The organism is Arthrobacter sp. AK01, assembly GCF_021109375.1.
Lineage (GTDB): Bacteria > Actinomycetota > Actinomycetes > Actinomycetales > Micrococcaceae > Arthrobacter.
Genome location: NZ_JAJOHP010000041.1, coordinates 1 through 21,966, shown reverse-complemented (window position 1 = coordinate 21,966; position 21,966 = coordinate 1). Strand labels below are relative to the sequence as shown.

Here is a 21,966-nt window from a genome sequence, read left to right as displayed (position 1 = left end):
TCCCGCTGACCCAGCTGAGTCGCAGCAGATGCCCTTTTGAGCCCTTAAAGCGGCATTAACTGCGACTCAGTTGGGCGGGTACTCGCCCTTGATCAGGAAGAAGGAGCCGCGGATAACCCCGGCCAGCTTGGATTTCTGTCGGGCAAACTTGAACTTGGCTTCCAACTCGGCCGGGATGTCCATCCCCTCGGCCAACTTCAGACCAACGGCCCGCTTCCCGTCGTCGAGGCTGTACATCACGTTGATCGACAGCCCTGATTCGTAGAACACGTAAGCCATGTGCAGGTCTTCGACCTGGAAGGCGGTGGCTTCCAGCGGACGGGACTCAATGACGATGTCGCGCTCTTCCCGAAGGATCCGGCTTACGCGCTCCACCACCGCGGGGACTTCCTCCGCGGGGCTTACCGTGAAGATGTGCTTGTATTTGGTCCGGAAATAGCGGGCTTCGTTGGCGCGCAATCCTGCGGCGGTCTCCGCCACGGGGGACGATTCCAAACCGACGGTCGAAACTGCCTCGAAGTCAACGGTGTACGGCATAAGCCCTCCGGTTGGGGTGCGGTCAGGCACGGAAATGATTCAGCGTACTTCGAGGATCAGCTGCAGGAGGCGCGCTGCGGCCGGACGGGCGGCGTGTTCTTCCGCCCACTGAGCCCGTGCCAGCGCCTTGCTGACGGCCTGGGTGGTGATGCCGAGCTCCTGCGCCACCGTCTTTTGCTGGCCCCGGACCCCGGGTGTGAGCAGGTCAAGGACCCGCCATTCCGCCGCGCTGCGGTGTTGGACAATGTGTCCCAGGAGCCGCAGTACAGCCTCGGCTTCCGAGGCCAACGCGGACAACGGCCCGTCCACGGCGACGGGGATCCGCTCTTTGCCGTTGCGCAGCCTGTCGACGGCCCGGCGCGCGTACACCAAGCCGTGGCCCGAGGCATCCTTGACCAGGTTGGGCAGCGGCTCATTGATGGGTCCCACGCCGATTCCCACGTACCACTGGCTGGACCTGAGGGCGATCAACGCAGTCTCCACGGCCTGGTGGCCGGACTCTACGATTCCCTGCACCTCATCCTCAACGGAGCGGTCAAAGTCGAGCCGGGCAGGAATATGCCGCAGGTCCTTGAGCAGCTGCGGCACAAGATCGCCGTCGCGGCGACTGTCGCGTTGGTTGATGGTGAGAGTGAACATAGTGGATCACATGCTACCGGCTGGTAGACGGTCTGCAAGGGCCAAATTTGCCCTTTGCCGGGCAAAGCTGGTCAGTCGAGCGTCATTCGCCCGGTCAGTACGACGGCGGGCAGCGCACCTGCCGCTGCCTGCGCGGCGCCCGGTGTTCCGGCGTCGTTCATGGCCCCGTGGATGGCTGTGACCAAAGGGGCGGGATCCTGGTTTGACGCGAATATCCAGAAAGTGTCGCGGGCCTGGAAAACCACTGCGTTACTGCCTCCGGCACCCAAGGAAACTTTTCGACGTGCCACCAGCCGGCGCTCGGGATCGGTGCCGTCGGCAGTGGTCACAGCTTTGAGGGTCCCGGGGACAATCTCGGCCCAGGGGATTACCAAACGGGTGTGTTTCTGCGAGTACTTGGCCACGATTCCGCCATCGAGGACCAAGAGTTTCCGGAAGCTGCCCAGGAAGGTCATTGCCCACAGTACGAGGCCCGTCAGCATGCTGGTGATCACAAAGAAAGCGGGATCGTTGAAGTGTCCGGCTTCCCTGGTGGAACGGATGGGGCTGACAAACTCTGCAATGGCCCCGAAGGCGAAGCCGATTAGCAAGCAGGGGGCCAGGACGTTCCAATAGATGCGCCGGGAAAATGCTACATAGCGGAGCTGCCCCAGCTGGGGACCCAACTCGCGCTCAACGCGGCGAACCAGCCAATTACGGCCGCGCATCCGGACGCCGGCCATAGAGGTTGGGCAGGTCCTGACGCTCCCCGGCCGCGGCGTTTTCAGCTGCCACAACTTTGGGATCGGGAACCGGCTGCTGGCCGCGGGCAATGCCTGAACGACGATCAATGGCAGCAAACTTCGGGTCCCAAGTGTCGCCGCCCCCACCGCTGAGCGCTGAGGCGATGACCATCACCACGAAGAACGGGAAGAAGGACCAGCAGATGGAGCGCCATCCGCCCAACCAGGCTCCCGCCGTCGTGCCGTCCTTGATCCGCACGGAGCGCATGCCCGCGGCCGCGTCTCCAACGCTGCCGGCGGTGCCCCAGATCATGCCGTAGACCAACAGGCCCGCAAACCACAGGACAATGTAGAGAGTCAGCCAGAAACCGTCGTTGTATCCCAGCAGGGATCCGTTGGACATCATCGACTCACGCACCACTGCGGCGATCGCTGCCAGGATGACGTAGCCCACCAGGAACACCACTGCATCCAATACGCGGCCCCAGAAGTGGGCGGTTCCGGATGCCTTGACGAAGTACGCGCCGGTGTCGGTGTGGCGGCGAACAGCGCGTCCGGTGACTGGATCGACCAAGCCGGTGGAGGTTGTGGATTTAGGAGTGCTCATGAGTGGCTTTCAGCTCGACGGCGATGGGGGGGCTTTGCGAGCGGACGTCAGCCCAGTCCGGCCAACCCGCCCAGGATCCGGGCCAAGGAAGCTGCGGAGGTTTCCTGGAGCTCAAACGACACGGAATCGCCGGCTACCTGAGGCGTCAGCACGCTAACGCCGGACGGGCCGGTGTACACGGTGACCGTCGGGAATTCATCGGTGTCGGAGTTGAAAGCCACCACGTTGCTGGCGGCCTGGGTGTCGGCAAGTGCTGTGGCGGCGTGTGCCTCGAATTGGGCCTCTGTGTAGAGTGCGGGGTCGGTGTCCTTGGCGGCAGCCTTCTCAGGATCTACGAAGTCGGCCAGGCGGGGAACCAGCTGATCCCGGGTGACCACGGTGAAGCCGTGCAGGCCGCCTTCGTCCACTTCCTCCAAAAGAACACCGTCGTCGTGGACGTAGCCGTAGAGCCAGCGCTTGCCAGTGGAGACTGTGCGTTCCACGGAAACAACGCTGCTTCCGCTGCGGCGCAGGGTGAGCGCACCGGTTATTTCTTCGGTGGCGTGCAGACGGGAAGGTTCGGTTTCACCCACGAAAACCACCGGATACACCAGCTCTTTGGCGAGTAGTCCGCGCAAGGCGACGGCGCACATCAGTTCCTTGCTTCCGTCCTGGGCCGAAAGCCAAGGCAGGGCCACCAACTGTTCGTGTTGGACGCCGTCCAGCGCCACCACTTCTTCATCAGTCAGCGTGGGCAGCGCGGCCCCTGTTGCGCTGGCTGATGCCAGGACCTTGGCCGCGGCCTCGATGTCCCGCTGGGTCAATTTCATGGTGCTGGTGGTCATCCGAATATCCCTCCGACAAAGTTTCCGACTGACTTGGCGGCGTCACTGACCCCGTCTGCCACCTTACTGCCTACGTCCTTGGCGAAGCCCGCCACCTCCTTGGCGCCATCGGCGATGTAGCTGCCCGGGTTGCGGGCGAAGTTGCTGATGGAGTCCCAGTTATCGGCCACGAGGTTGCCCAAGGCCCAAGCCCCGGCAACCAGTCCGGCGCCGATGACGATCGGCGCCCCAATGGGTCCAAGCAGCGCGGCGCCACCGGCTGTCATGAGCATGATGCTGCCCACGCCACCCACCACGGACAACCCACCGGCAACGCGGTCGCCGGTGCCGCGCCAGCCGTCGTGCTCGGGGTTGATCATGTCGCTGATGCCACCAACAATGTTCAAAGGAGCGGCCACGGCTCCGGCAATGCGCAGTCCCTTGGAGAATTTGCTGGCATCCTGGAATGCCTGGCTGTAGGGGATATTGGCCTTGAGGTCTGTGATGACGTCGGTGACCTTCTCGCCGTTGCGGAGCGCGGTCAGGGCATCGCGGACCACGGTGCCGCCGGCGCGCCAGTTGGTGAGCACCTCACGGGTCTTGACCCATTCCGCATGGCCGAGCTTGCCGTACTTGTAAGCGGTCCATAGCTGGGCGCCGAGTTCCTTGACGCCCATTCCGGTGTCGTAGACGTCCTTCAGGACGCCCACCGATGTCCCCGAGCCGTCATTGTGGCTGGCGAACTCCTGCTGGTTGGCGTGCTTCTTCAGTTGGCTCGCGTTTTCGCGCAACATGTTGGCGGCCTTCACCAGGCTTTGCCGGTGCTGTGAATTCCAATCGCCCTTGAACACAGTGGCGTCCCTGCCCTGCCACGCCGTCGTCGAATTAATGGCGTTGGACAGCTGCGAGCTCTCCAGATTGATGGCATCGGCAGCCTTGCCCATCACGCCGGCCAGACTGCGAAGCTGCGCGATGTCTGCGCCGTAGAACCCAGCCATGTGGAACCCCCTGTGTACAAGCGTCGAAAAGTCTCGTCCCAGCCTAGGCCGACCTGCAAGCTGCCGCGATGGGGAGACATGCCCATGTGCACAAAATCAGGACGTTAAAGCACGACGGGGGGGGGGGGGGGGGGGGGGAGACCCCCCCCCCCCCCCCCTCGGGCGGACTAGTGTGCTGCCGGAACGTAGCGCTTGATGGAAGCTTCCAGCTCTGCTTCGGCGGCGGCGCGGTCGCCCCAGCCTTCGGCCTTGACCCACTTGCCGGGCTCCAGGTCCTTGTAGCGAGTGAAGAAGTGCTCGATTTCCTTGATCAGGAATTCGCTGACGTCGCTGACTTCCTGGATGTGGTCGAAGCGGGCGTCAACGGGGACGCAGAGGACCTTGGCATCTCCGCCGCCGTCGTCGGTCATGTTGAAGACGCCGATGGGGCGGGATTCAACAATGACGCCCGGGTGGAGGTCGAAATCCTGCAGGAGCACCAGTGCGTCCAGCGGGTCGCCGTCCTCGCCCAGGGTGTTCTCGAAGAAACCGTAGTGCGTGGGGTACTGCATGGAGGTGAACAGGACGCGGTCCAGGCGGACACGGCCGGTTTCGTGGTCAACTTCGTACTTGACGCGCGATCCCTTGGGGATCTCGATGGTCACGTCGTGCTTCATGGAATGCTCCTTGACGGGTGTGGGTGGGGCGTCGCCCCGCCGAAGCGGCCGTCACGGGTGACGGTGCCTCAGGCAGGCTGCTAAACCCGGGGCTGGCGGCAGGCAAAAGGACAGCCGGTGCCGCCGACTACTATTGAGGATATAGCGAGAGGCCCGGGTTTCTTGAACCGGCGGGGACATTTCAGGACTGACAGGACCAAGCAACTGCATGAAGGGCGTTAAAAACGGGGGTGCCCGCTGGGTATCTTCGGCGTGGGGGCGCTTGAAATGGCCGGTGCTGTTGGCCACGGTCCTGCTGTGCCTCGGTGCGGTGGTGGTGGTTGGCATGGTGCCGGGCCTGCTCGCCGCGCCCAAGCCGTCACCTTCGGTCCCAGCATGGCAGCAGGAGCCTGACCGCCTGGCCGACGCCAGCGGTGTGCTTCCCTTGAACGCTGACGCCCCTGTTCCGGTGCCCGCTGAAGTTGCCCGCTTGCTGGACGCCACGCTGAAACCCGCTGGCGGCGGCAGCATCAGCGGTGTGGTGATGGACGCCTCCACCGGCCAGGTCCTTTTCGACCGCGACGCCGACGCCAACCGGATTCCGGCCTCCAACATGAAGTTGCTGACCGCCGTCGCTGCTTTGAAGGCGCTCGGTCCGGAATCCCGCTTCACCACGCGCGTGCTCGCCGGTGAGGATCCCTCAACAGTGGTGCTGACCGGGGGAGGGGACGTCCTGCTGGGTGCCTCCGCGTCCGATCCGTCTGCAGTCATGGGCCGCGCCGGCTTGGCTTCCCTGGCCGCCGATACCGCCGCTGCCTTGGCTGAAGCCGGAGTCAAGGGCCCTGTTACTGTCCAGGTGGACGACTCCCTCTTCACCGGTGCGCCCCTCAACCCGGCCTGGAGCCTGGATGACGTGGCCGCCGGCGAGACCGCTCCGTTGTTCTCCCTTGCGTTGAACTCGGGGCGCTACTCGGCCGATGTCCTGACGGGGCCGAGGCCCCAGGATTCCACCGCCACTACGGCCCAGGCCTTCGCCGAGCAGTTGGCGGCGGCCGGCGTGGCGGTAAGTCCCGGCGTCGAACGCGGCAAAGGCATCCCCGCCAAGGTGCTGGCGGCCGCGGAATCGGCCACAGTCAGCGAGCAGGTGGACCTCATGCTTGAGTCCTCGGACAACTTCCTGGCCGAGGCATTGGGACGGATGACTGCCTTGGCCTCCGGTCAAAAGGCCACGTACGACGGCGCCACCGCAGCCGTGCGGCAACGGCTGGGGGAGTTGGGGATCACCACGGATTCGATGCAGTTGGCCGATGTTTCCGGGCTTGCCTTGGAAAACCAGGTCAGCGCCCGCCAGTTTGCCGAGGTCGTCCGAGCCATCACCAGCGGACCGGACCTGGCGCTTCGGACGGCGCTCGATGGCTTCCCGGTAGCCGGGCTGACCGGCACCCTGGATGACAGGTACGTGGACGCCAGCACCGCCGAGGGAGCCGGACTGGTCCGGGCCAAGACCGGAACGCTGAATACGGTGATCGCATTGAGTGGCTACGTTGTGGACGCCGACGGACGGCTGTTGGTGTTCTCCTTCATCGGCAACGGCCTTGAACCCGGTGCCGCCGCAAACAAGGTGGCAATGGACCGTTCAGCGTCGGTGCTGGCATCATGCGGATGCCAGGGCTAGGTGCTCCGCGTGGAGCGAACTTAAGAGCCCACTGTCAGTCTGGTGTGGTGTGATGGTCCGTATGGTGTCATCTGCCCGCGATTCGTCAGCAGGGGCCCCGTCCCTGATCAATTGGGACCTGGCCGCCTCTACGGCTGCCCGGCTTGCCCCTCCCGGTCCGGAGCTTAGTGCCGGGGAGATCGGCAAGGCGGTGGAGAACCTGCGCTTCAACGCGGATATCTCCGTCCCGCACGTCCACGACATCACCGGCCTGGACGCTGCCCGGGACCTGCGGGATTCGCACGTCCTGGTGGTGGACCGTGCCTCGTGGTCCAAGGCAAATACGCAGAGCTTCTCGGTGATGCTCCAACCCGCGCTGAAGAAGATGCTGGAGAGCCGCAGCGGCGTGGCCATGACCCCTGCCGCGGCCGCCGCCAGCGGTGCCATCACGGGGACGCAGCTCGGCGCTGTTCTCGCGTTCCTTTCCAGCAAAGTCCTTGGCCAGTACGACCCCTTTGCTGCCCTGGCCCCAGACTCCAACGTTCCACCGGGCGGCAGGCTGCTGCTCGTGGCCCCGAACATCATGTCCGTGGAGCGCGAACTCAACGTCCACCCGGACGACTTCCGCCTCTGGGTCTGCCTGCACGAGCAAACGCACCGGGTGCAGTTCGCCGCCGCGCCATGGCTCAGGCACCACATGCTGGATGAAATCGAGAAGCTCAGCGGCAACCTCCTGGGCAATATGGATTCCTTGGTGGAACGCGCCGGCGCGGTGGCCAAGTCCCTGCGCGACCGCAACCCCTCCGAGAAAGCCCCAGGCCGCGGCGCCATCCTGGATCTCCTGCAGAACCCCGAAGAAAAGGCATCGCTGTCCCACATCACAGCGGTCATGAGCCTCCTTGAGGGCCACGCCAACGTGGTCATGGACGCCGTGGATGCCAGCATCGTCCCTTCGGTAAGGACCATCCGCCAGCGCTTCAACGAGCGCGGCAAGGACCGCGGCGTGGTGGAGAAGTTCATCCGCAACCTCCTGGGCCTCGATGCCAAGATGCGCCAGTACACCGATGGCGCCAAATTCGTGCGCGAAGTGGTTGCCGTAGCGGGCATGGAGGGCTTCAACAAGGTTTGGGAGGCCGCCGAATATCTCCCCACCGAAGAAGAGATCCACAACTCCAAGCTGTGGCTTGAGCGGATGGGGCTTTGAGCGTTCCCTCGGGTTCCGCTGCCGGGTCCGGTGTCGGTTCCGCTGGTGGGTCCGCCGGTAAGGGTCGACGGCGGCCTGGGCGTTTGGCTCCTGTCGTAGGCAAGGCGCGGAAGCAGTTGCAGAACGCATTGGCCGCCGCGGGCTACCCGCAGCGTGTGCTTGTCGCCTGCAGTGGAGGGCCGGATTCCTTGGCGCTCGCAGCCATTGCGGCTTACTTTGGCAGGCGCGGGCACGTTGATGGACATCCAGTAACCGTTGCCGCCGTGGTGGTGGATCACCAGCTGCAGCCCGGCTCCGCGGAGGTCGCAGCCAGGACTGCCGCCGTTCTGCGTGAGCTGGGACTGTCGCCGGTGCAAGTGCGCGCTGTGGACGTTGCGGCCACAGGGTTTGGCCCCGAAGCCGCTGCAAGGGACGCCCGCCATTCCGCGTTGGAGTCCGCTGCAGATGACCTCGACTGTGAGGCGATCCTGCTGGGACACACGTTGGACGATCAGGCCGAACAGGTCCTCCTCGGCCTGGCCCGCGGCTCCGGAACACGGTCCTTGGCTGGAATGAGGCCTGCCCGCGGACGCCTGCTCCGCCCTTTCCTGGGCCTGCGCCGCGATGAGACCCACGAAATCTGCGAGGTTGAGGAACTGGATCCTTGGCACGACCCGAGTAACGCCGATCCTGCTTTCGCGAGATCCCGGACCCGTGTGGAAGTCATGCCCGTCCTGGAAGAAAAGCTCGGCCCGGGTGTCGCTGAATCCCTCGCCCGGACCGCCGCAATCCTGCAGCAGGACGCCGATTTCCTTGAGGACTTGGCCAACGAGACCTATCTCTCACTGGTCCAGCGGGAAGACGGAGATGCGTGGCTTCCTGAAGATGCCGTCCGTGAGTTGCCCGCAGCGCTCAGGTTTCGCGTGATCGCCAAGGCAGCGGCCGACGTCGGGGGTCAACAACCCGGCTACGGCCGCCTCCAAGCCGCGGAAGCGTTGCTCCGGCGCCAGGGTTCGGCCGGACCCGTGGAGCTTCCCGGTCACGTCAGTGTGTACCGTTTGTCCCTCAGCGATTTGGAGCAGGAACGGGCTGCTCTGACGCATGCTTCGACCACCGGTGCGGCGGGTGACCCTGCCGACGCCGGTCCCCGCGAAGCCGCGCGCTGTGGGAAGCTAGTATTCCGGCATCAGAAACCGTCCCAACAGTAGCCGCACCCGAGCATCAAAACAGGAGCCATTGGTGGATTCAAACGACGTCCAGGCAGATCTCAAGCACGTTCTTTACACCAAAGAGCAGATCCAAACGCGTATCGCAGAACTCGCGGCGCAGATCGACAAGGACTACGAGGGCCGCGATATCTTGGTCGTCGGCGTCCTCAAGGGCGCCGTCATGGTCATGGCGGACCTTGCCCGTGCGCTGCACAGCCACGTGAGCATGGACTGGATGGCCGTCTCGTCCTATGGCTCGGGTACCCAGTCCTCCGGCGTTGTCCGGATCCTCAAGGACCTCGATACCGACCTCATGGGCAAAGACGTGCTCATTGTTGAGGACATCATCGATTCCGGGCTGACCCTTTCCTGGCTTAAGTCCAACCTCGAGTCCCGCGGCACGGCCAGCGTCGAGATCTGCACGGCCTTCCGCAAGCCGACCGCTGCCAAGGTGGAAATCGACGTCAAGTACGTCGGCTATGACATCCCCAACGAATTCGTGGTTGGCTATGGCCTCGACTACGCCGAGAAGTACCGCAACCTGGACTTCGTGGGCACCCTTGCCCCGCACGTCTACGAGTAAGCGCCCTTCTTAACTCCACGCCGCCGCGCCCTTTTCCGCCGTTCGCGCCCGTAACCTCAGGTGCGTGTGGCGGGTGTGGGTGCAGCGTTCGTGTATAACGCGGCGTTGGTGCTTAAGGGGTGCGATGGGCGGTCGTGGGTGCAGATATCGGGCCCTGAACCTGCCGCCGCGCCAAACCCTCGCGCTAAACTGGACCATGACCGGTGCTCCTGCCCGTCTTCTGGCGTGGCTCGCCGTCATGGCGACCTTTCTCACGGCCTGCACTCCTGCGGTCGATCCCACTGAGCCCGGTTCCGGTCAACCAATGGCGTCCGCATCTGCTGCGCCAACGACGGGTGACCTTGAAGCGGTTCCGTCCGCGAACGCCACGCAGGCTCCCGAGCCACCGCAGCCCGCACCTCTGCCCGCTGTGCCTCAGGCTTTCGCCCTGAACCTCTACCAAGACGGGGACTTCGTCCCCCAGTACACCTTTGACTGGTGTGTGGCCGCGAGCATCCAAATGGCACACAACCTCATCGATGACACCGGAGGCGGAACCTGGGCATCCTCCGCACAGCAAAGCGAGCTGTGGGAGATGGCCCGTGCGCGGTCATCGAATTCATTCAACGGTGCCAACCCCCGGGGCTGGGCGCAGGTGCTGACCGAGGTTGGAATGGGCCCATACGCGGTAGTCAGCGTCGCAAACTACGAGGACACGCTGCAGACGGCGGCGCGTGCCATCGCCGAGACCGGCCGGCCGGTGGGGTTGGTTATGTGGAGCGGACGACATGCCTGGGTCATGAGCGGCTTTGAATCCGTGGGTGATCCCGCCCAGTTCCAGGAGTTCCAGGTAACGGGGGTTCGCGTTCTGGATCCGCTCTATCCTCACGGCAGCGGGCAGTGGGGTCCCTCGCCGGAGCCCAACAGCCTGCTTACTCCCGAGCAGTTGGCCACGCAGTTCGTGGTCCGTGAGCCCCGGCGTTGGAGCACGGACCTGCCCACCGGTTACTTGCTGGTGCTCCCGGTCGCGGCCTGACGCACCGCAAGAGCAATAAACCCTGTTCCAGCGCTCCCGACGCGAGTATCCTGTGTACGCCCAGAGGGAACTTTTGGACTTTCCGATGCGTGAATTACTGGGAACGGTGTATAGCTTGAAACTGAAGCAGCACCACTCGCGCGCAGAAGTTGCGCCTTGCAGCACTACCAGGAGGGACGGGGCAAAACCCCGATCAGATGAAAGCTAAGAGTTTCTTCAAGGGCCCGGGCATCTGGATTGTTGTCGTCGTTGGCTTGCTCCTGGTGGCATTCGCAACACTGGCTCCGGGCGGTTCAACGCGCATTGACACCAAGGATGGCCTCGAACTCCTTTCCCAGAGCGGGAAGGTTGAGCAGGCCAAGATTTTCGACGCCGAGAATCGCGTTGACCTGGTGCTCAAGGACAACCTGAACCTGGACGGCCAGGACAAAGGCAAGAACGTTCAGTTCTTCTACGTCACGGACCGCGGTCCGGATGTAGTGAAGGCTGTCACCAACGCCAACCCGGACAAGGGCTTCACTGACCAGCCGGTCGAGAACAACTGGTTCTCCGGCCTGTTCTCGCTGCTTATCCCGGTACTGCTCCTCGGTGTCCTCTTCTGGTTCCTGCTTTCCCGCATGCAGGGCGGCGGTTCCAAGGTGATGCAGTTCGGCAAGTCCAAGGCCAAGCTGGTCAACAAGGACATGCCGCAGGTGACCTTCTCCGATGTCGCCGGTGCGGACGAAGCTGTGGAAGAGCTCCAGGAAATCAAGGAATTCCTCCAGGAACCCGCAAAGTTCCAGGCCGTCGGTGCCAAGATTCCCAAGGGCGTGCTGCTTTACGGCCCTCCAGGTACCGGTAAGACGCTGCTTGCCCGTGCTGTTGCCGGTGAAGCCGGCGTACCCTTCTTCTCCATCTCCGGCTCGGACTTCGTTGAAATGTTCGTCGGTGTTGGTGCTTCCCGTGTCCGCGACCTTTTCGAACAGGCCAAGGCAAGTTCCCCGGCCATCATCTTCGTGGATGAAATCGACGCCGTGGGCCGTCACCGTGGCGCCGGCATCGGCGGCGGTAATGACGAGCGCGAGCAGACTTTGAACCAGCTCCTCGTGGAGATGGACGGCTTCGACGTCAAGACCAACGTCATCCTTATCGCCGCAACCAACCGCCCGGACGTCCTGGATCCCGCCCTGCTGCGCCCGGGACGTTTCGACCGCCAGATCACCGTGGAAGCCCCGGACATGATCGGCCGCGAACAGATCCTGAACGTCCACGCCAAAGGCAAGCCGATGGCCCAGGGCATCGACCTCAAGGCCGTGGCCAAGAAGACGCCAGGTTACACGGGTGCCGACCTGGCAAACGTCCTGAACGAGGCCGCGCTGCTGACCGCTCGTTCCAACGCCAACCTCATTGACGACCGTGCGCTGGACGAGGCAATCGACCGTGTCATGGCCGGCCCGCAGAAGCGCAGCCGTGTCATGAAGGAACTTGAGCGCAAGATCACCGCGTACCACGAAGGCGGCCACGCATTGGTCGCCGCTGCCCTGCGCAACTCGGCACCGGTCACCAAGATCACCATCCTGCCCCGCGGCCGTGCCCTCGGCTACACCATGGTGATTCCCGAGGACGACAAGTACTCGGTCACCCGCAACGAACTGCTGGACCAGATGGCCTACGCCATGGGCGGCCGCGTGGCGGAGGAAATCGTGTTCCACGACCCCTCCACCGGCGCTTCCAATGACATCGAGAAGGCCACCTCCACGGCCCGCAAGATGGTCACGCAGTACGGCATGAGCGAACGCGTCGGCGCTGTGAAGCTGGGCCAGGGTGGCGGCGAGCCGTTCCTCGGCCGCGACGCCGCGCAGGAGCGCAACTTCTCTGACCAGATTGCCTACGTCGTGGACGAGGAAGTACGCCGCCTGATCGATCAGGCACATGACGAGGCCTACGCCATCCTTACGGAAAACCGCGACGTCCTGGATCGACTGGCGCTGGAACTGCTGGAACGGGAAACCCTGAACCAGGCCGAGATCGCCGAGATTTTCCATGACATCCGGAAGCGCGATTTCCGCGAGATCTGGCTGTCCAAGGAATCGCGTCCGGTCCAGTCGATTCCGCCCGTGGAGAGCCGCGCCGAAAAGGCTGAGCGCCAGGCCCAGGAAGAGGCCAAGAAGGCCCGTTTGGACGAGCCGCTGGACGTCGTAGCCCCGCATGCCCAAGGAGTAAGCAGCCAGGATTCGTTCCAGGCCCCGCGACCTGACGGCGGCAACGACCACCCGCATCACGGCTAAGCTATCTGCCGTGACTCATTTCGACGACGACGACGACCTCGCCGCCGCCCACGGTTCCGCCGCGGGCGCCAAGCACGGCCATAAAGTGGATCGCCCGCGTATTGAAGCGGCCGTCCGTGAGATCCTCCTGGCTATCGGTGAGGACCCTGACCGTGGCGGCCTCCTGGACACGCCCAAGCGCGTGGCCAAGGCCTACGCCGAGGTTTTTGCGGGACTTCACCAGCACCCGGCAGACGTCCTGTCCACTACGTTTGACCTCGACCATGAAGAGCTTGTCCTCGTGAAGGACATCCCCTTCTACTCAACGTGCGAACACCATTTGGTGCCGTTCCACGGCGTCGCGCATGTCGGTTACATTCCGTCACATGACGGCAAGGTGACCGGGCTCAGCAAGCTGGCCAGGTTGGTGGATATTTATGCGCGGCGGCCCCAGGTGCAGGAACGCCTCACCACCCAGATCGTGGAGGCGCTCGTGAAGCACCTCAACCCGCGTGGGGCGATTGTCGTCGTCGAATGTGAACACATGTGTATGTCCATGCGTGGCATCCGCAAGCCCGGCGCGAAGACCGTCACCAGTGCGGTGCGCGGTCAACTCCATGACCCGGCCACCCGCGCCGAGGCCATGAGCCTCATACTCGGAAGGTAAGCATTATGGACTCCCTCGCTGCAGCACCCGGAACCGGCCCGGCCACAAGCCCGCTGCCGGTTCTCCGCAAGCCGCGGCCCGCGGCCAGGTTCGAGGACCTGCCAACGGACCGCACGCTGGTCATGGGAATCCTCAACGTCACCCCGGATTCCTTCAGCGACGGCGGCACCCACCGTACGCCGGACACAGCAATCGCGCTTGGCCTGCGTATGTTCTACGCCGGCGCGGACATCATCGACGTCGGAGGCGAGTCCACGCGTTCAGGTGCCGAACCGGTTTCCCCCGAGGAAGAACAGCGCCGGGTCATTCCGGTGATCCAGGCCCTGGTCAAAGCCGGTGCGCTGGTCAGCATCGACACGATGCACACGTCCACAGCCGCCGCAGCGGTAGAGGCCGGGGCAGCCATCATCAACGATGTGTCCGGCCTGACCATCGAGCCGGACATGCCCGAGCTCGTAGCCCGCACCAAGGTCCCGTACATCCTCACGCACCGCCGCGGGGACGCCCTGACCATGGACAGCCTCACGGACTACAACAATGTCACTGAGGACGTCGTGGCTGAGCTCAGCGGAGTCCGCGACAAGCTCTACGCAGCGGGCGTGGCTCCTGAGCAGATCATCATCGATCCCGGCGTGGGGTTCTCCAAGAACGAGGACCAGAACTGGGAGATCCTCAAGAACCTGGACCAGCTCTTCACGCTGGGCCACAAGGTGATGGTGGCTGCTTCCCGCAAGAGGTTCCTCGGCTCACTCCTGACCGTGTCCGGGAAGTCGGCCGCGCCTTTGGAACGCGATGCCGCTACTGCAGCCATCACCGCTTTGAGCGCCACCAAGGGCGCCTGGGCTGTTCGCGTCCACGACGTCGGACCCAGCCTTGACGCCGTCAAGGTCGCCGCCCGTATCGCCCGCTGATAGGAAAACGCTGTGGACAGGATCACGCTGACCGGCGTCACCGCCGTCGGTTATCACGGAGTGTTCGATTTCGAACGCCGTGACGGCCAGCCTTTTGTGGTGGACGCCGTGCTGCACACGGATTTCACCAAGGCTGCCGAGACCGATGACCTGCAGTACACAGCGCATTACGGCGAAGTCGCTGAACTGATCACCAAGCACATCGAGGGTGAGCCCTTGAACCTCATCGAGGCCCTGGCTGTCAGGATTGCCGAGGGCATCCTGGCGAACTACAGCGTGGCCGCCGTCGATGTCACCATCCACAAGCCCAAGGCTCCTATCGAGGTACCGTTCGGCGACGTCACGGTCAGCGTCCACCGGGAGCGATCATGACGTCCGGCTATACCAAAGCCATCCTGGCGCTTGGCAGCAACCTGGGCGAACGCAACGACACACTTTCCACGGCCGTGGCCGCCCTGGTGGACCCTCCCGAGGTGCGGCTCCTGGGCGTCTCGCCTGTGGTGCAAACGAAGGCAGTCGGCGGTCCGGAAGGACAGCCGGACTTCCTGAACATGGTCATGGCCATCGAAACCATGTTGTCGCCGTTGGAGCTCTTGAAGCATTGCCACGAGGTTGAACAGCAACACCACCGCACCCGTGAGGTGCGCTGGGGGCCCAGGACTCTGGACGTTGACGTTATTGTGTTTGGCGACACCGTCAGTGACGATCCCATCCTCACCATTCCGCACCCCCGGGCTGCTGAGCGGGCTTTTGTGCTTTACCCGTGGTCCCTGCTGGAACCGCACGCGCAGTTGAACGGGCAGAGCGTTGCCGATCTGGCTGCCGTCGCCGCTGATATGCCGGACATCCGGCGATTTGACGGCTACGGCGACGTCGCCGGAGTGCCCGCGACAGGGGCAGTGGAGCAACCATGAAAGCAATGCGCCCCGTGGTTCTGGTGCTCATCGCAGTCATCGCTGCCATCATCGGTTGGTTGGCCACTGCCACCACCAACCGCTTCAGTATGCCGACGCCTGTTTTGCCGGTGTCTGCGCTGGTGACCATGGGCGTCATCGTCGGGCTCACACTCGTCATGGGCGTGCGCGTCCTGCGCTGGCGCAATGGCAAGAAGAAGAACATGCTCAACCCCATCCTGGCGGCAAGGACCCTGATCCTGGCCCAGGCCTGCGCCTACGCAGGGACACTGCTCCTTGGCTGGCATGCCGGAATCTCGGTTGACCTCCTCCGCATCGGCAGCTTGCGGAGCGGCGAAGGAATCCTGTGGAACGCCCTGCTGATGGGCGGCGGTGGCGTGGTGATGGTGGTCGTCGGGCTCGTGGTTGAGCGCTTCTGCCGTATCCCACCCGAAGATCTTGAAGGTGGCACCGCCGGACCGGAAACCCGCCGCGGCGAAACTAAAGGTGAAGGCGAATATGCGTACCGAGGCGATTGATCCTCCCGGCGTTCAGTGGCTGCGGGTTTCCCCGAAATACGTCACGGTCCGCTTGGTGGAGTGGGCAATCGGCAACGTCTTGATGCTGGTGGTCCTGAGTTTGCCGCTCATTTTCGTGCTTCTGGGTTGGTGGCGTTGGCCGCCGTTGTGGCTTGCCATCACCGTTCCCGCAGTGATGTTCGTCCTTGCACTATGGCGGCTGGTGCTGATCCCGCGGCAGGTACGCGCCATCGGATACGCAGAACGCGACGACGACCTCCTCATCCGCCGCGGCATCTTCTTCCAGCGCACCATGGTGGTTCCGTACGGCCGCATGCAGTACGTGGACGTTGCCGTTGGGCCCGTGGAACGTGGCCTGGGACTTTGCACCTTGAAACTGCACACGGCGTCCGCCGGAACCAACGCGCACCTCCCAGGACTTCCCGCCGAGGAAGGCGCACGGTTGCGCGAACAACTGTCGGCCCGTGGAGAAGCCAGGCTGGCCGGGCTGTGAGCCCGGCGGATAGTGCTGCGGTGAGCCTGCCGGACAAACCCGAAGCATCGGTGGACAGCGAATGGAAGCGCGTCCATCCAGCGTCACCGTTCGTTCGCGGCTGGGTGGCGCTTGCCGCCGTCGGATTCTTCTTTGGCCGCGACGCTTTCGAGCGGATGCTGCAGGGCCGGGATTTCCTGGACGCAAACCTTAACGGCAGGGTGCTGTGGCTTTTGGCCGGCGGTGCCGTGGTGCTGCTTCTGACCGTCGGCGGGTTCATCCTCAGCTGGTACTTCACGCGCTACCAGGTTGCTGAGGGGTATGTCCGCGTCAACACCGGATTCCTGTTCAAGCAGCAACGGCAGGCACGTTTGGACCGCGTTCAGGCCATCGACATTGTGCAGCCGCTGTTGGCCCGGATTTTCGGGCTTGCTGAACTCAAGTTTGAAGTGGCCGACGCCGGAGAGTCGGCAGTGCGGTTGGCTTACCTTCCGCTCGGCCAAGCCAAGCAGCTGCGGGCCACCATCCTGGCGCGGGCGGCCGGGGTGGTCAGCGAGTCCGGGACGACAGAAGATATTCCAGAGGCTCCGGAGCATGTGGTGCTGTCCGTGCCCCCGGCGCGGCTCATCGGTTCGCTGCTGCTGAGCGAGCAAACCATCGGAATTCTGATCGGTGCTGCAGTAGTTGTCGCCACCTCCGTCATCTTCGAAAACAATGCGATCTTCCTGGCCCTGATCCCCGGCATCCTGGGTATTGGCGCCGCTTATTGGAGTTCGTTCAACAAGGGCTACAACTTCACCGCTGCCATCTCCCCGGATGGCATCCGCCTTCGCTATGGCCTCCTGGATACCCAGGCCCAGACGGTGCCGCCGGGACGTATCCAGGCCCTCATGGTCACCCAGCCGCCCCTGTGGAGGATCTTCGGTTGGTACCGGATGCACGTCAATGTCGCAGGCTACGGTGTTTCTGCGAGCTCCGAGGGTGCTGCCCGCACCATGCTTCTGCCCGTTGGCTTGAAATCGGATGTCATGCGGATGATGTCATTGGTACTGCCCGATCCGGGAACTGAGGATCCGGAGCGGGTATTCACGGCGGGGCTGGACGGGTTGGCGCCGGCCGGGCCTGAATCCGCCCCGGACGATGGCTTCATCACCACTCCCCGCCGCGCACGGCTGCTGGCGCCGCTTGGCCGGAGGCGCAACGGATTCTTCGCCACCCGCACTGCTTTGCTGATCCGATCAGGCCGGTGGTGGCACACGCTGGTCCTCGTTCCGCACCAGCGGACGCAATCCATGGCGCTCCACCAGGGTCCGTTGGCCAGGCGTTTCGGCGTGGCTGATCTGGTCCTCCACACCACGGCCGGACCGGTTTCGCCCCGGGTGTTCCAAGCGGGAGTGGAGCAGGCAGTGGAGCTCTTCGACCAGCAGGCAGCCCGTGCCCGGGAAGCAAGGAAGAGGCAAACCAGCGAGCAATGGCTGGCACAGGTAGCCCCGCAGGCTCCGGAACCCGCGGCCGGGGCCAGCCCGGAAGAAGCAACTCCAGCGGTAGGACCAACCCCGCCGGAACGACCGGAACAACCCCAAATTTCACCACAACAGGAGGACCGCCACGATGGCTAGGCCAGGACGACTCGGAGTCGGGATCATCGGCGCCGGCAAGGTGGGTGCCGTGCTGGGTGCCGCATTGCGTGCGGCCGAGCACGCCGTCGTCGGGGTTTCTGCTGTGTCCGAGGCCAGCCGTGAGCGGGCCGGGACCCTGCTGCCCGGTGTTCCCATCCTTGAAATCCAGGACATCGTGGAGCGCTCGGAACTGGTGCTGTTGGCAGTTCCCGACGACGCCCTTGGCGAGCTCGTGGCGGGACTGGCCAAGCTGGGAGCCTGGCAGCCCGGCCAATTGGTGGCGCATACGTCAGGCCGGTTCGGCGTCGGAATCCTCAATCCGGTCCGCGCGGCTGGGGCGATCCCGCTGGCACTGCACCCGGCCATGACCTTCACCGGCATGAGCCTGGACCTGACCCGGCTCATGGACTGCACGTTCGGGGTCACAGCCGATGCTGCGATGCTGCCGATCGCCCAAGCGTTGGTGGTGGAGATGGGCGCCGAACCGGTGGCTATTGCCGAAGCCGACCGCACGCTTTATCACGCGTCCCTCGCGCACAGCTCGAACCACATGGTGACCTTGGTGGCGCAGGCGTCGCAGATGCTGCGGGAGATCGGCGTCGAAACCCCGGAGTCCATGCTCGGTCCGCTGCTGCGCGCAACGCTTGAAAACGCCCTCGCCTCCGGCGAATCGGCGTTGACGGGTCCCGTGGCGCGCGGGGACGTAGGCACCGTTTCTGCCCACGCCCAGGCGCTGGCGGAATACGACGGCGGTGCGGGCGGCGATGTCCTCGCGGCCTACCGGGCCATGGCGCAGGCAACTGCCCGCCGGGCGGTAAACCGCGGACTGCTGCGCCCGGAACAACTGAACGAGATTGACGAGGCTTTGGGCGCCGAGCCCAAGGCGCCGGAAGGAAACTGAACAGCATGGCCATCAAACTCGTGACCACTGCGGCGGACCTGCGCGCCGAAAGCGCCCGGCTCCTGGCCATGAAAGGCGGACACTCCCAAGGCTTGGTGCCCACCATGGGCGCGCTGCACTCGGGCCACGCCGCACTGGCCCGGACTGCCGTGGCCGGGAACGACGTCGTTGTGGCCACCATCTTCGTGAACCCGCTGCAGTTCGGCGATGCTGTGGACCTCGACCGCTACCCACGCACGCTCGACGCGGACATGGCCTTGCTTGATGCCGAAGGCGTCGACCTGGTTTTCGCCCCGTCCGTGGAGGAGGTATATCCCGGCGGCCAGCCCTTGGTGCGGGTGACATCCGGCGCGCTTGGCGAGAAGTGGGAAGGCGCCTCGCGCCCTGGCCACTTCGATGGCGCCCTCACCGTAGTGGCCAAGCTGTTGCACTACGGACTCCCCGGAGGTGCTGCAGCGGACGGCACGACCGCAACCTACCGTGCTTACTTCGGCCAGAAAGATGCGCAGCAGTTGGCCTTGGTGAAGCGGATGGTCTCGGACCTGAACTTCCCCGTGGAGATTGTTCCAGTGACCACCGTCCGCAGTGAGGACGGCCTGGCACTCTCGAGCCGCAACCGCTTCCTTTCCGATGAGGAACGCGAAGCGGCGTTGGTGCTGTCGCGGGCTTTGCGCCTTATTGAGTCCCGCGCAAACGCGAACGAACCGCTCGACCTTGATTCCGCCGTCGCGCTTGTCGAATCCCAGCCACTGGTGGAGCTGGACTATTTCGACGTCGTGGATCCCGCCACGCTGGAGCCGCTGGCGGAGAACTGCAAGGAGACGCCGTTCCGCGGCGAAGGGCTGGCGATCATCGCGGCCAAGGTGGGGCCGGTGCGCCTCATCGACAACGTTCCGTTGTTCTCCTAACGTTTGGAATTTTTCTGCTGACGGGAATTGGATGGGCGTTTAGACTGTTTTAGTCTTCACCGGCACAGCTCGCCGGACACCAAATCCAAACCTTGGGGAACCCTCATGTCTACCGACGTCACGTCCGACGCCAACGGCAAGCCCGAATCCGGCGCTTCCGGCACTGCCGCCTCCACAGAGGCGGCACCGCGGGTGCACCAGACGCCTGTGTCCGGGAAGATGTCACGTGAATCCGTGACTGTCATTGTCACGTTGCTGGTGGCCACGTTCGTGGTGATCCTGAACGAAACCATCATGAACGTCGCCCTGCAGCGGCTCATGACGGATCTTCAGGTGAGTGCTTCCACTGTGCAGTGGCTGGCCACTGGATTCATGTTGACCATGGCTGTCGTCATCCCTACCACCGGTTTCATCCTGCAGAGGATGAGCACGCGCGGGGCCTTCATGCTTGCGATGGGACTCTTCAGCGGCGGAACGTTGCTGGCCGCACTGGCGCCAGGGTTCCTGGTGCTGCTGCTGGCACGAATCGTCCAAGCTGGTGGTACCGCCATCATGCTGCCGCTGCTGATGACCACCATCCTTACGCTGGTGCCGATGTCCAAGCGCGGGGCCGTCATGGGCAACGTCAGCATTGCAATTTCCGTTGCACCTGCCATGGGACCCACCGTTTCCGGCATCATCCTTGACAACTTCTCGTGGCGCTTCATGTTCGTGTTCGTCCTGCCGGTAGCCTTGGCAGCCTTCGCGATTGGTGCGAAGTACCTGACCAACGTGGGGGAGCGCGAGAAGACTACCCTTGACGTCGCATCCGTGATCCTCACGGTGCCCGCCTTCGGTGGCCTGGTGTACGGCCTGAGCCAAATTGGTGGCGCCGACGCCGGAGTTGTTCCAGTGATCGCCCTGGTTGTTGGTCTCGTCAGCCTGGCATTATTCGTTTTCCGGCAGCTGAAGCTCCAGAAGTCCGACTCCCCGTTGCTGGACCTGCGCGCGTTCAAGTTCCGCATGTTCACGGTGTCCACGCTGCTGATGGTCGTCGCCATGATGGCCCTGTTCGGTGGCGTGATCCTGTTGCCTCTGTACCTGCAGAACACCCTGCACCTGCAGCCGCTGGAAACCGGGTTGGCGTTGTTGCCCGGTGGCTTGGCCATGGGTTTGTTGGGTCCGGTTATCGGCAGGATCTTCGACAAGGTGGGTCCCCTGCCGCTGACCGTGTCCGGCTCGGTGCTCATGGTCCTGACCCTCTGGCAGTTCTCACGGCTTGACGAGGCCAGTGCGCTTGGATGGGTGATCGCGCTTCACGTCACCCTGAGCCTCGGCTTGGCGCTGTTGTTCACCCCCGCCTTCACCACGGGCCTGAACCCGCTGCCGCCGCACCTCTACTCACATGGCTCGGCGATCATCAGCACCGCGCAGCAGGTTTCAGGTGCAGCCGGCACAGCGCTGCTCGTGTCCATTTACGCGGTGGTCTCTGCCTCGTCCGGCCTGGTGGCCGGTATGCAGGCTGCGTTCCTGGCTGCGACTGTCATTGCGGTTGCCGCGGTTGTCCTCGGCGCCATGATGCGCAAGACCGACGGCGCCGGAGGCCACGGAGGTCACTGAGCTTCTGTTGGTTGGCATTAGTCGCCAGCCTCCTCCTTCCGACGCTCTCTCACCTTTTCGCCGTTTTCAAGCACCGTTCTCTCACCTATCCGCTGGATATGAACAACGCTCTCTCACTTTGCTGGGGGAGCGTTGTTGTTTAACGGCTGAGTGCCGGCTGCCTAGTTCGGTTGAGGGCCCGACGGCGGTGGTTGGCGTTTGGGGTTGGGCTTGGATTGGGGCCTGCTGGCCGGGATTCGCAGGTGTGACGGGCTTCACCTGGTCGGTTTTTGGGCTGGTTGGCGTCTTTTTGGGGTTGTTTTCCTTGTGTTTGCGGGGTTTTTGGGTGGTGTTGGGGTGGATTTGGTGTGGGGGTGGGGCGCGTGTAAAGTTATTCGAGTCGCCGCCGCTGTTGCGGATTGATGGTGACAATCTCCCTTCAAATTGCCGGTTTCGGTGGTGCTTTGGTGCGCTGCTGGTTGGTGTGGGAGGCCCGGGTTCTGGTTTGCTTTGTGCGGCTGGTTCGGGTAAGTTTGAAAAGTTGCTCCGGAGCGATCCTGGACCCTGTGGGGTGTGGGTGGTGCCGGTTGTGTCTGTTGTTTGAGAACTCAATAGTGTGCCAAGTTTGTTGATACCGATTGTTTTATT

23 protein-coding genes are annotated in these 21,966 nt (G+C 63.8%); 16 read left to right on the top strand and 7 right to left on the bottom strand.

Annotation, left to right across the window (positions count from 1 at the left end; translation table 11 throughout):
• Positions 1-66: 66 nt before the first annotated feature.
• The 7 genes from LN996_RS15005 to LN996_RS14975 all read right to left on the bottom strand — a co-directional run bounded on the left by LN996_RS15005 (position 67) and on the right by LN996_RS14975 (position 4,962).
• A complete protein-coding gene (locus LN996_RS15005; protein ID WP_231341162.1) occupies positions 67-537 on the bottom strand; it encodes a phage tail protein in 471 nt (156 codons plus the stop codon).
• 39 nt (positions 538-576) lie between these two features.
• Positions 577-1,176 carry a hypothetical protein gene (locus tag LN996_RS15000; RefSeq protein ID WP_231341161.1) on the bottom strand — a complete coding sequence of 200 codons (600 nt, stop codon included), beginning with the start codon at positions 1,174-1,176 and terminating at the stop codon, positions 577-579.
• A gap of 71 nt (positions 1,177-1,247) precedes the next feature.
• Positions 1,248-1,898 (bottom strand): hypothetical protein, encoded by a 651-nt coding sequence (locus LN996_RS14995; protein ID WP_231341160.1) that lies wholly within the window; start codon positions 1,896-1,898, stop codon positions 1,248-1,250.
• Positions 1,870-2,505, bottom strand: a complete 636-nt coding sequence (locus LN996_RS14990) for a hypothetical protein (protein ID WP_231341159.1) — start codon at positions 2,503-2,505, stop codon at positions 1,870-1,872. The genes LN996_RS14995 and LN996_RS14990 overlap by 29 nt, the downstream gene beginning before the upstream one ends.
• Positions 2,506-2,552: 47 nt before the next feature.
• Positions 2,553-3,329 (bottom strand): hypothetical protein, encoded by a 777-nt coding sequence (locus LN996_RS14985; RefSeq protein ID WP_231341158.1) that lies wholly within the window; start codon positions 3,327-3,329, stop codon positions 2,553-2,555.
• Complete coding sequence (locus LN996_RS14980) at positions 3,326-4,306, bottom strand: hypothetical protein (RefSeq protein WP_231341157.1); 981 nt, start codon at positions 4,304-4,306, stop codon at positions 3,326-3,328. The genes LN996_RS14985 and LN996_RS14980 overlap by 4 nt, the downstream gene beginning before the upstream one ends.
• A 167-nt stretch (positions 4,307-4,473) precedes the next feature.
• The gene (locus tag LN996_RS14975; RefSeq protein ID WP_024818962.1) at positions 4,474-4,962 is read right to left on the bottom strand and encodes an inorganic diphosphatase; all 489 of its coding nucleotides are present in this window, start codon (positions 4,960-4,962) and stop codon (positions 4,474-4,476) included.
• A 208-nt stretch (positions 4,963-5,170) separates the two neighbouring features.
• Between LN996_RS14975 and dacB the strand changes: the two genes are divergently transcribed.
• From dacB to LN996_RS14895, 16 genes are all read left to right on the top strand, one after another.
• Entirely contained in the window at positions 5,171-6,616 is a 1,446-nt protein-coding gene (gene dacB / locus LN996_RS14970; protein ID WP_231341156.1) for a D-alanyl-D-alanine carboxypeptidase/D-alanyl-D-alanine-endopeptidase, read from the top strand.
• A 61-nt stretch (positions 6,617-6,677) separates the two neighbouring features.
• Positions 6,678-7,799 carry a zinc-dependent metalloprotease gene (locus tag LN996_RS14965; protein ID WP_231341186.1) on the top strand — a complete coding sequence of 374 codons (1,122 nt, stop codon included), beginning with the start codon at positions 6,678-6,680 and terminating at the stop codon, positions 7,797-7,799.
• A gap of 116 nt (positions 7,800-7,915) precedes the next feature.
• Positions 7,916-8,986, top strand: a complete 1,071-nt coding sequence (gene tilS, locus LN996_RS14960) for a tRNA lysidine(34) synthetase TilS (RefSeq protein ID WP_308102731.1) — start codon at positions 7,916-7,918, stop codon at positions 8,984-8,986.
• Between the two features lie 31 nt (positions 8,987-9,017).
• On the top strand, positions 9,018-9,569 hold the full coding sequence (hpt, locus tag LN996_RS14955) for a hypoxanthine phosphoribosyltransferase (protein ID WP_026540856.1): 552 nt from the start codon (positions 9,018-9,020) through the stop codon (positions 9,567-9,569).
• Between the two features lie 196 nt (positions 9,570-9,765).
• Positions 9,766-10,584 carry a hypothetical protein gene (locus LN996_RS14950; protein ID WP_231341155.1) on the top strand — a complete coding sequence of 273 codons (819 nt, stop codon included), beginning with the start codon at positions 9,766-9,768 and terminating at the stop codon, positions 10,582-10,584.
• Between the two features lie 197 nt (positions 10,585-10,781).
• Positions 10,782-12,851 (top strand): ATP-dependent zinc metalloprotease FtsH, encoded by a 2,070-nt coding sequence (gene ftsH / locus LN996_RS14945; RefSeq protein ID WP_231341154.1) that lies wholly within the window; start codon positions 10,782-10,784, stop codon positions 12,849-12,851.
• Between the two features lie 10 nt (positions 12,852-12,861).
• Positions 12,862-13,497 carry a GTP cyclohydrolase I FolE gene (folE, locus tag LN996_RS14940; protein ID WP_231341153.1) on the top strand — a complete coding sequence of 212 codons (636 nt, stop codon included), beginning with the start codon at positions 12,862-12,864 and terminating at the stop codon, positions 13,495-13,497.
• Between the two features lie 5 nt (positions 13,498-13,502).
• Positions 13,503-14,408: a dihydropteroate synthase gene (gene folP / locus LN996_RS14935; RefSeq protein ID WP_231341152.1), complete on the top strand. Its 906-nt coding sequence runs from the start codon at positions 13,503-13,505 to the stop codon at positions 14,406-14,408.
• Between the two features lie 12 nt (positions 14,409-14,420).
• A complete protein-coding gene (gene folB, locus LN996_RS14930; RefSeq protein ID WP_159699993.1) occupies positions 14,421-14,780 on the top strand; it encodes a dihydroneopterin aldolase in 360 nt (119 codons plus the stop codon).
• Entirely contained in the window at positions 14,777-15,322 is a 546-nt protein-coding gene (folK, locus tag LN996_RS14925) for a 2-amino-4-hydroxy-6-hydroxymethyldihydropteridine diphosphokinase (RefSeq protein WP_231341151.1), read from the top strand. Before folB ends, folK begins: the two co-directional genes overlap by 4 nt.
• A complete protein-coding gene (locus tag LN996_RS14920; RefSeq protein WP_231341150.1) occupies positions 15,319-15,840 on the top strand; it encodes a DUF3180 domain-containing protein in 522 nt (173 codons plus the stop codon). The genes folK and LN996_RS14920 overlap by 4 nt, the downstream gene beginning before the upstream one ends.
• Positions 15,821-16,333 (top strand): PH domain-containing protein, encoded by a 513-nt coding sequence (locus tag LN996_RS14915; RefSeq protein WP_231341149.1) that lies wholly within the window; start codon positions 15,821-15,823, stop codon positions 16,331-16,333. Before LN996_RS14920 ends, LN996_RS14915 begins: the two co-directional genes overlap by 20 nt.
• 20 nt (positions 16,334-16,353) lie before the next feature.
• A complete protein-coding gene (locus tag LN996_RS14910) occupies positions 16,354-17,931 on the top strand; it encodes a PH domain-containing protein (RefSeq protein WP_231341148.1) in 1,578 nt (525 codons plus the stop codon).
• Entirely contained in the window at positions 17,924-18,832 is a 909-nt protein-coding gene (locus LN996_RS14905) for a Rossmann-like and DUF2520 domain-containing protein (protein WP_231341147.1), read from the top strand. The genes LN996_RS14910 and LN996_RS14905 overlap by 8 nt, the downstream gene beginning before the upstream one ends.
• Positions 18,833-18,837: 5 nt before the next feature.
• Positions 18,838-19,740: a pantoate--beta-alanine ligase gene (panC, locus tag LN996_RS14900; RefSeq protein WP_231341146.1), complete on the top strand. Its 903-nt coding sequence runs from the start codon at positions 18,838-18,840 to the stop codon at positions 19,738-19,740.
• A gap of 105 nt (positions 19,741-19,845) precedes the next feature.
• Entirely contained in the window at positions 19,846-21,339 is a 1,494-nt protein-coding gene (locus LN996_RS14895; protein WP_231341145.1) for a DHA2 family efflux MFS transporter permease subunit, read from the top strand.
• The last annotated feature ends 627 nt before the right edge of the window (positions 21,340-21,966 follow it).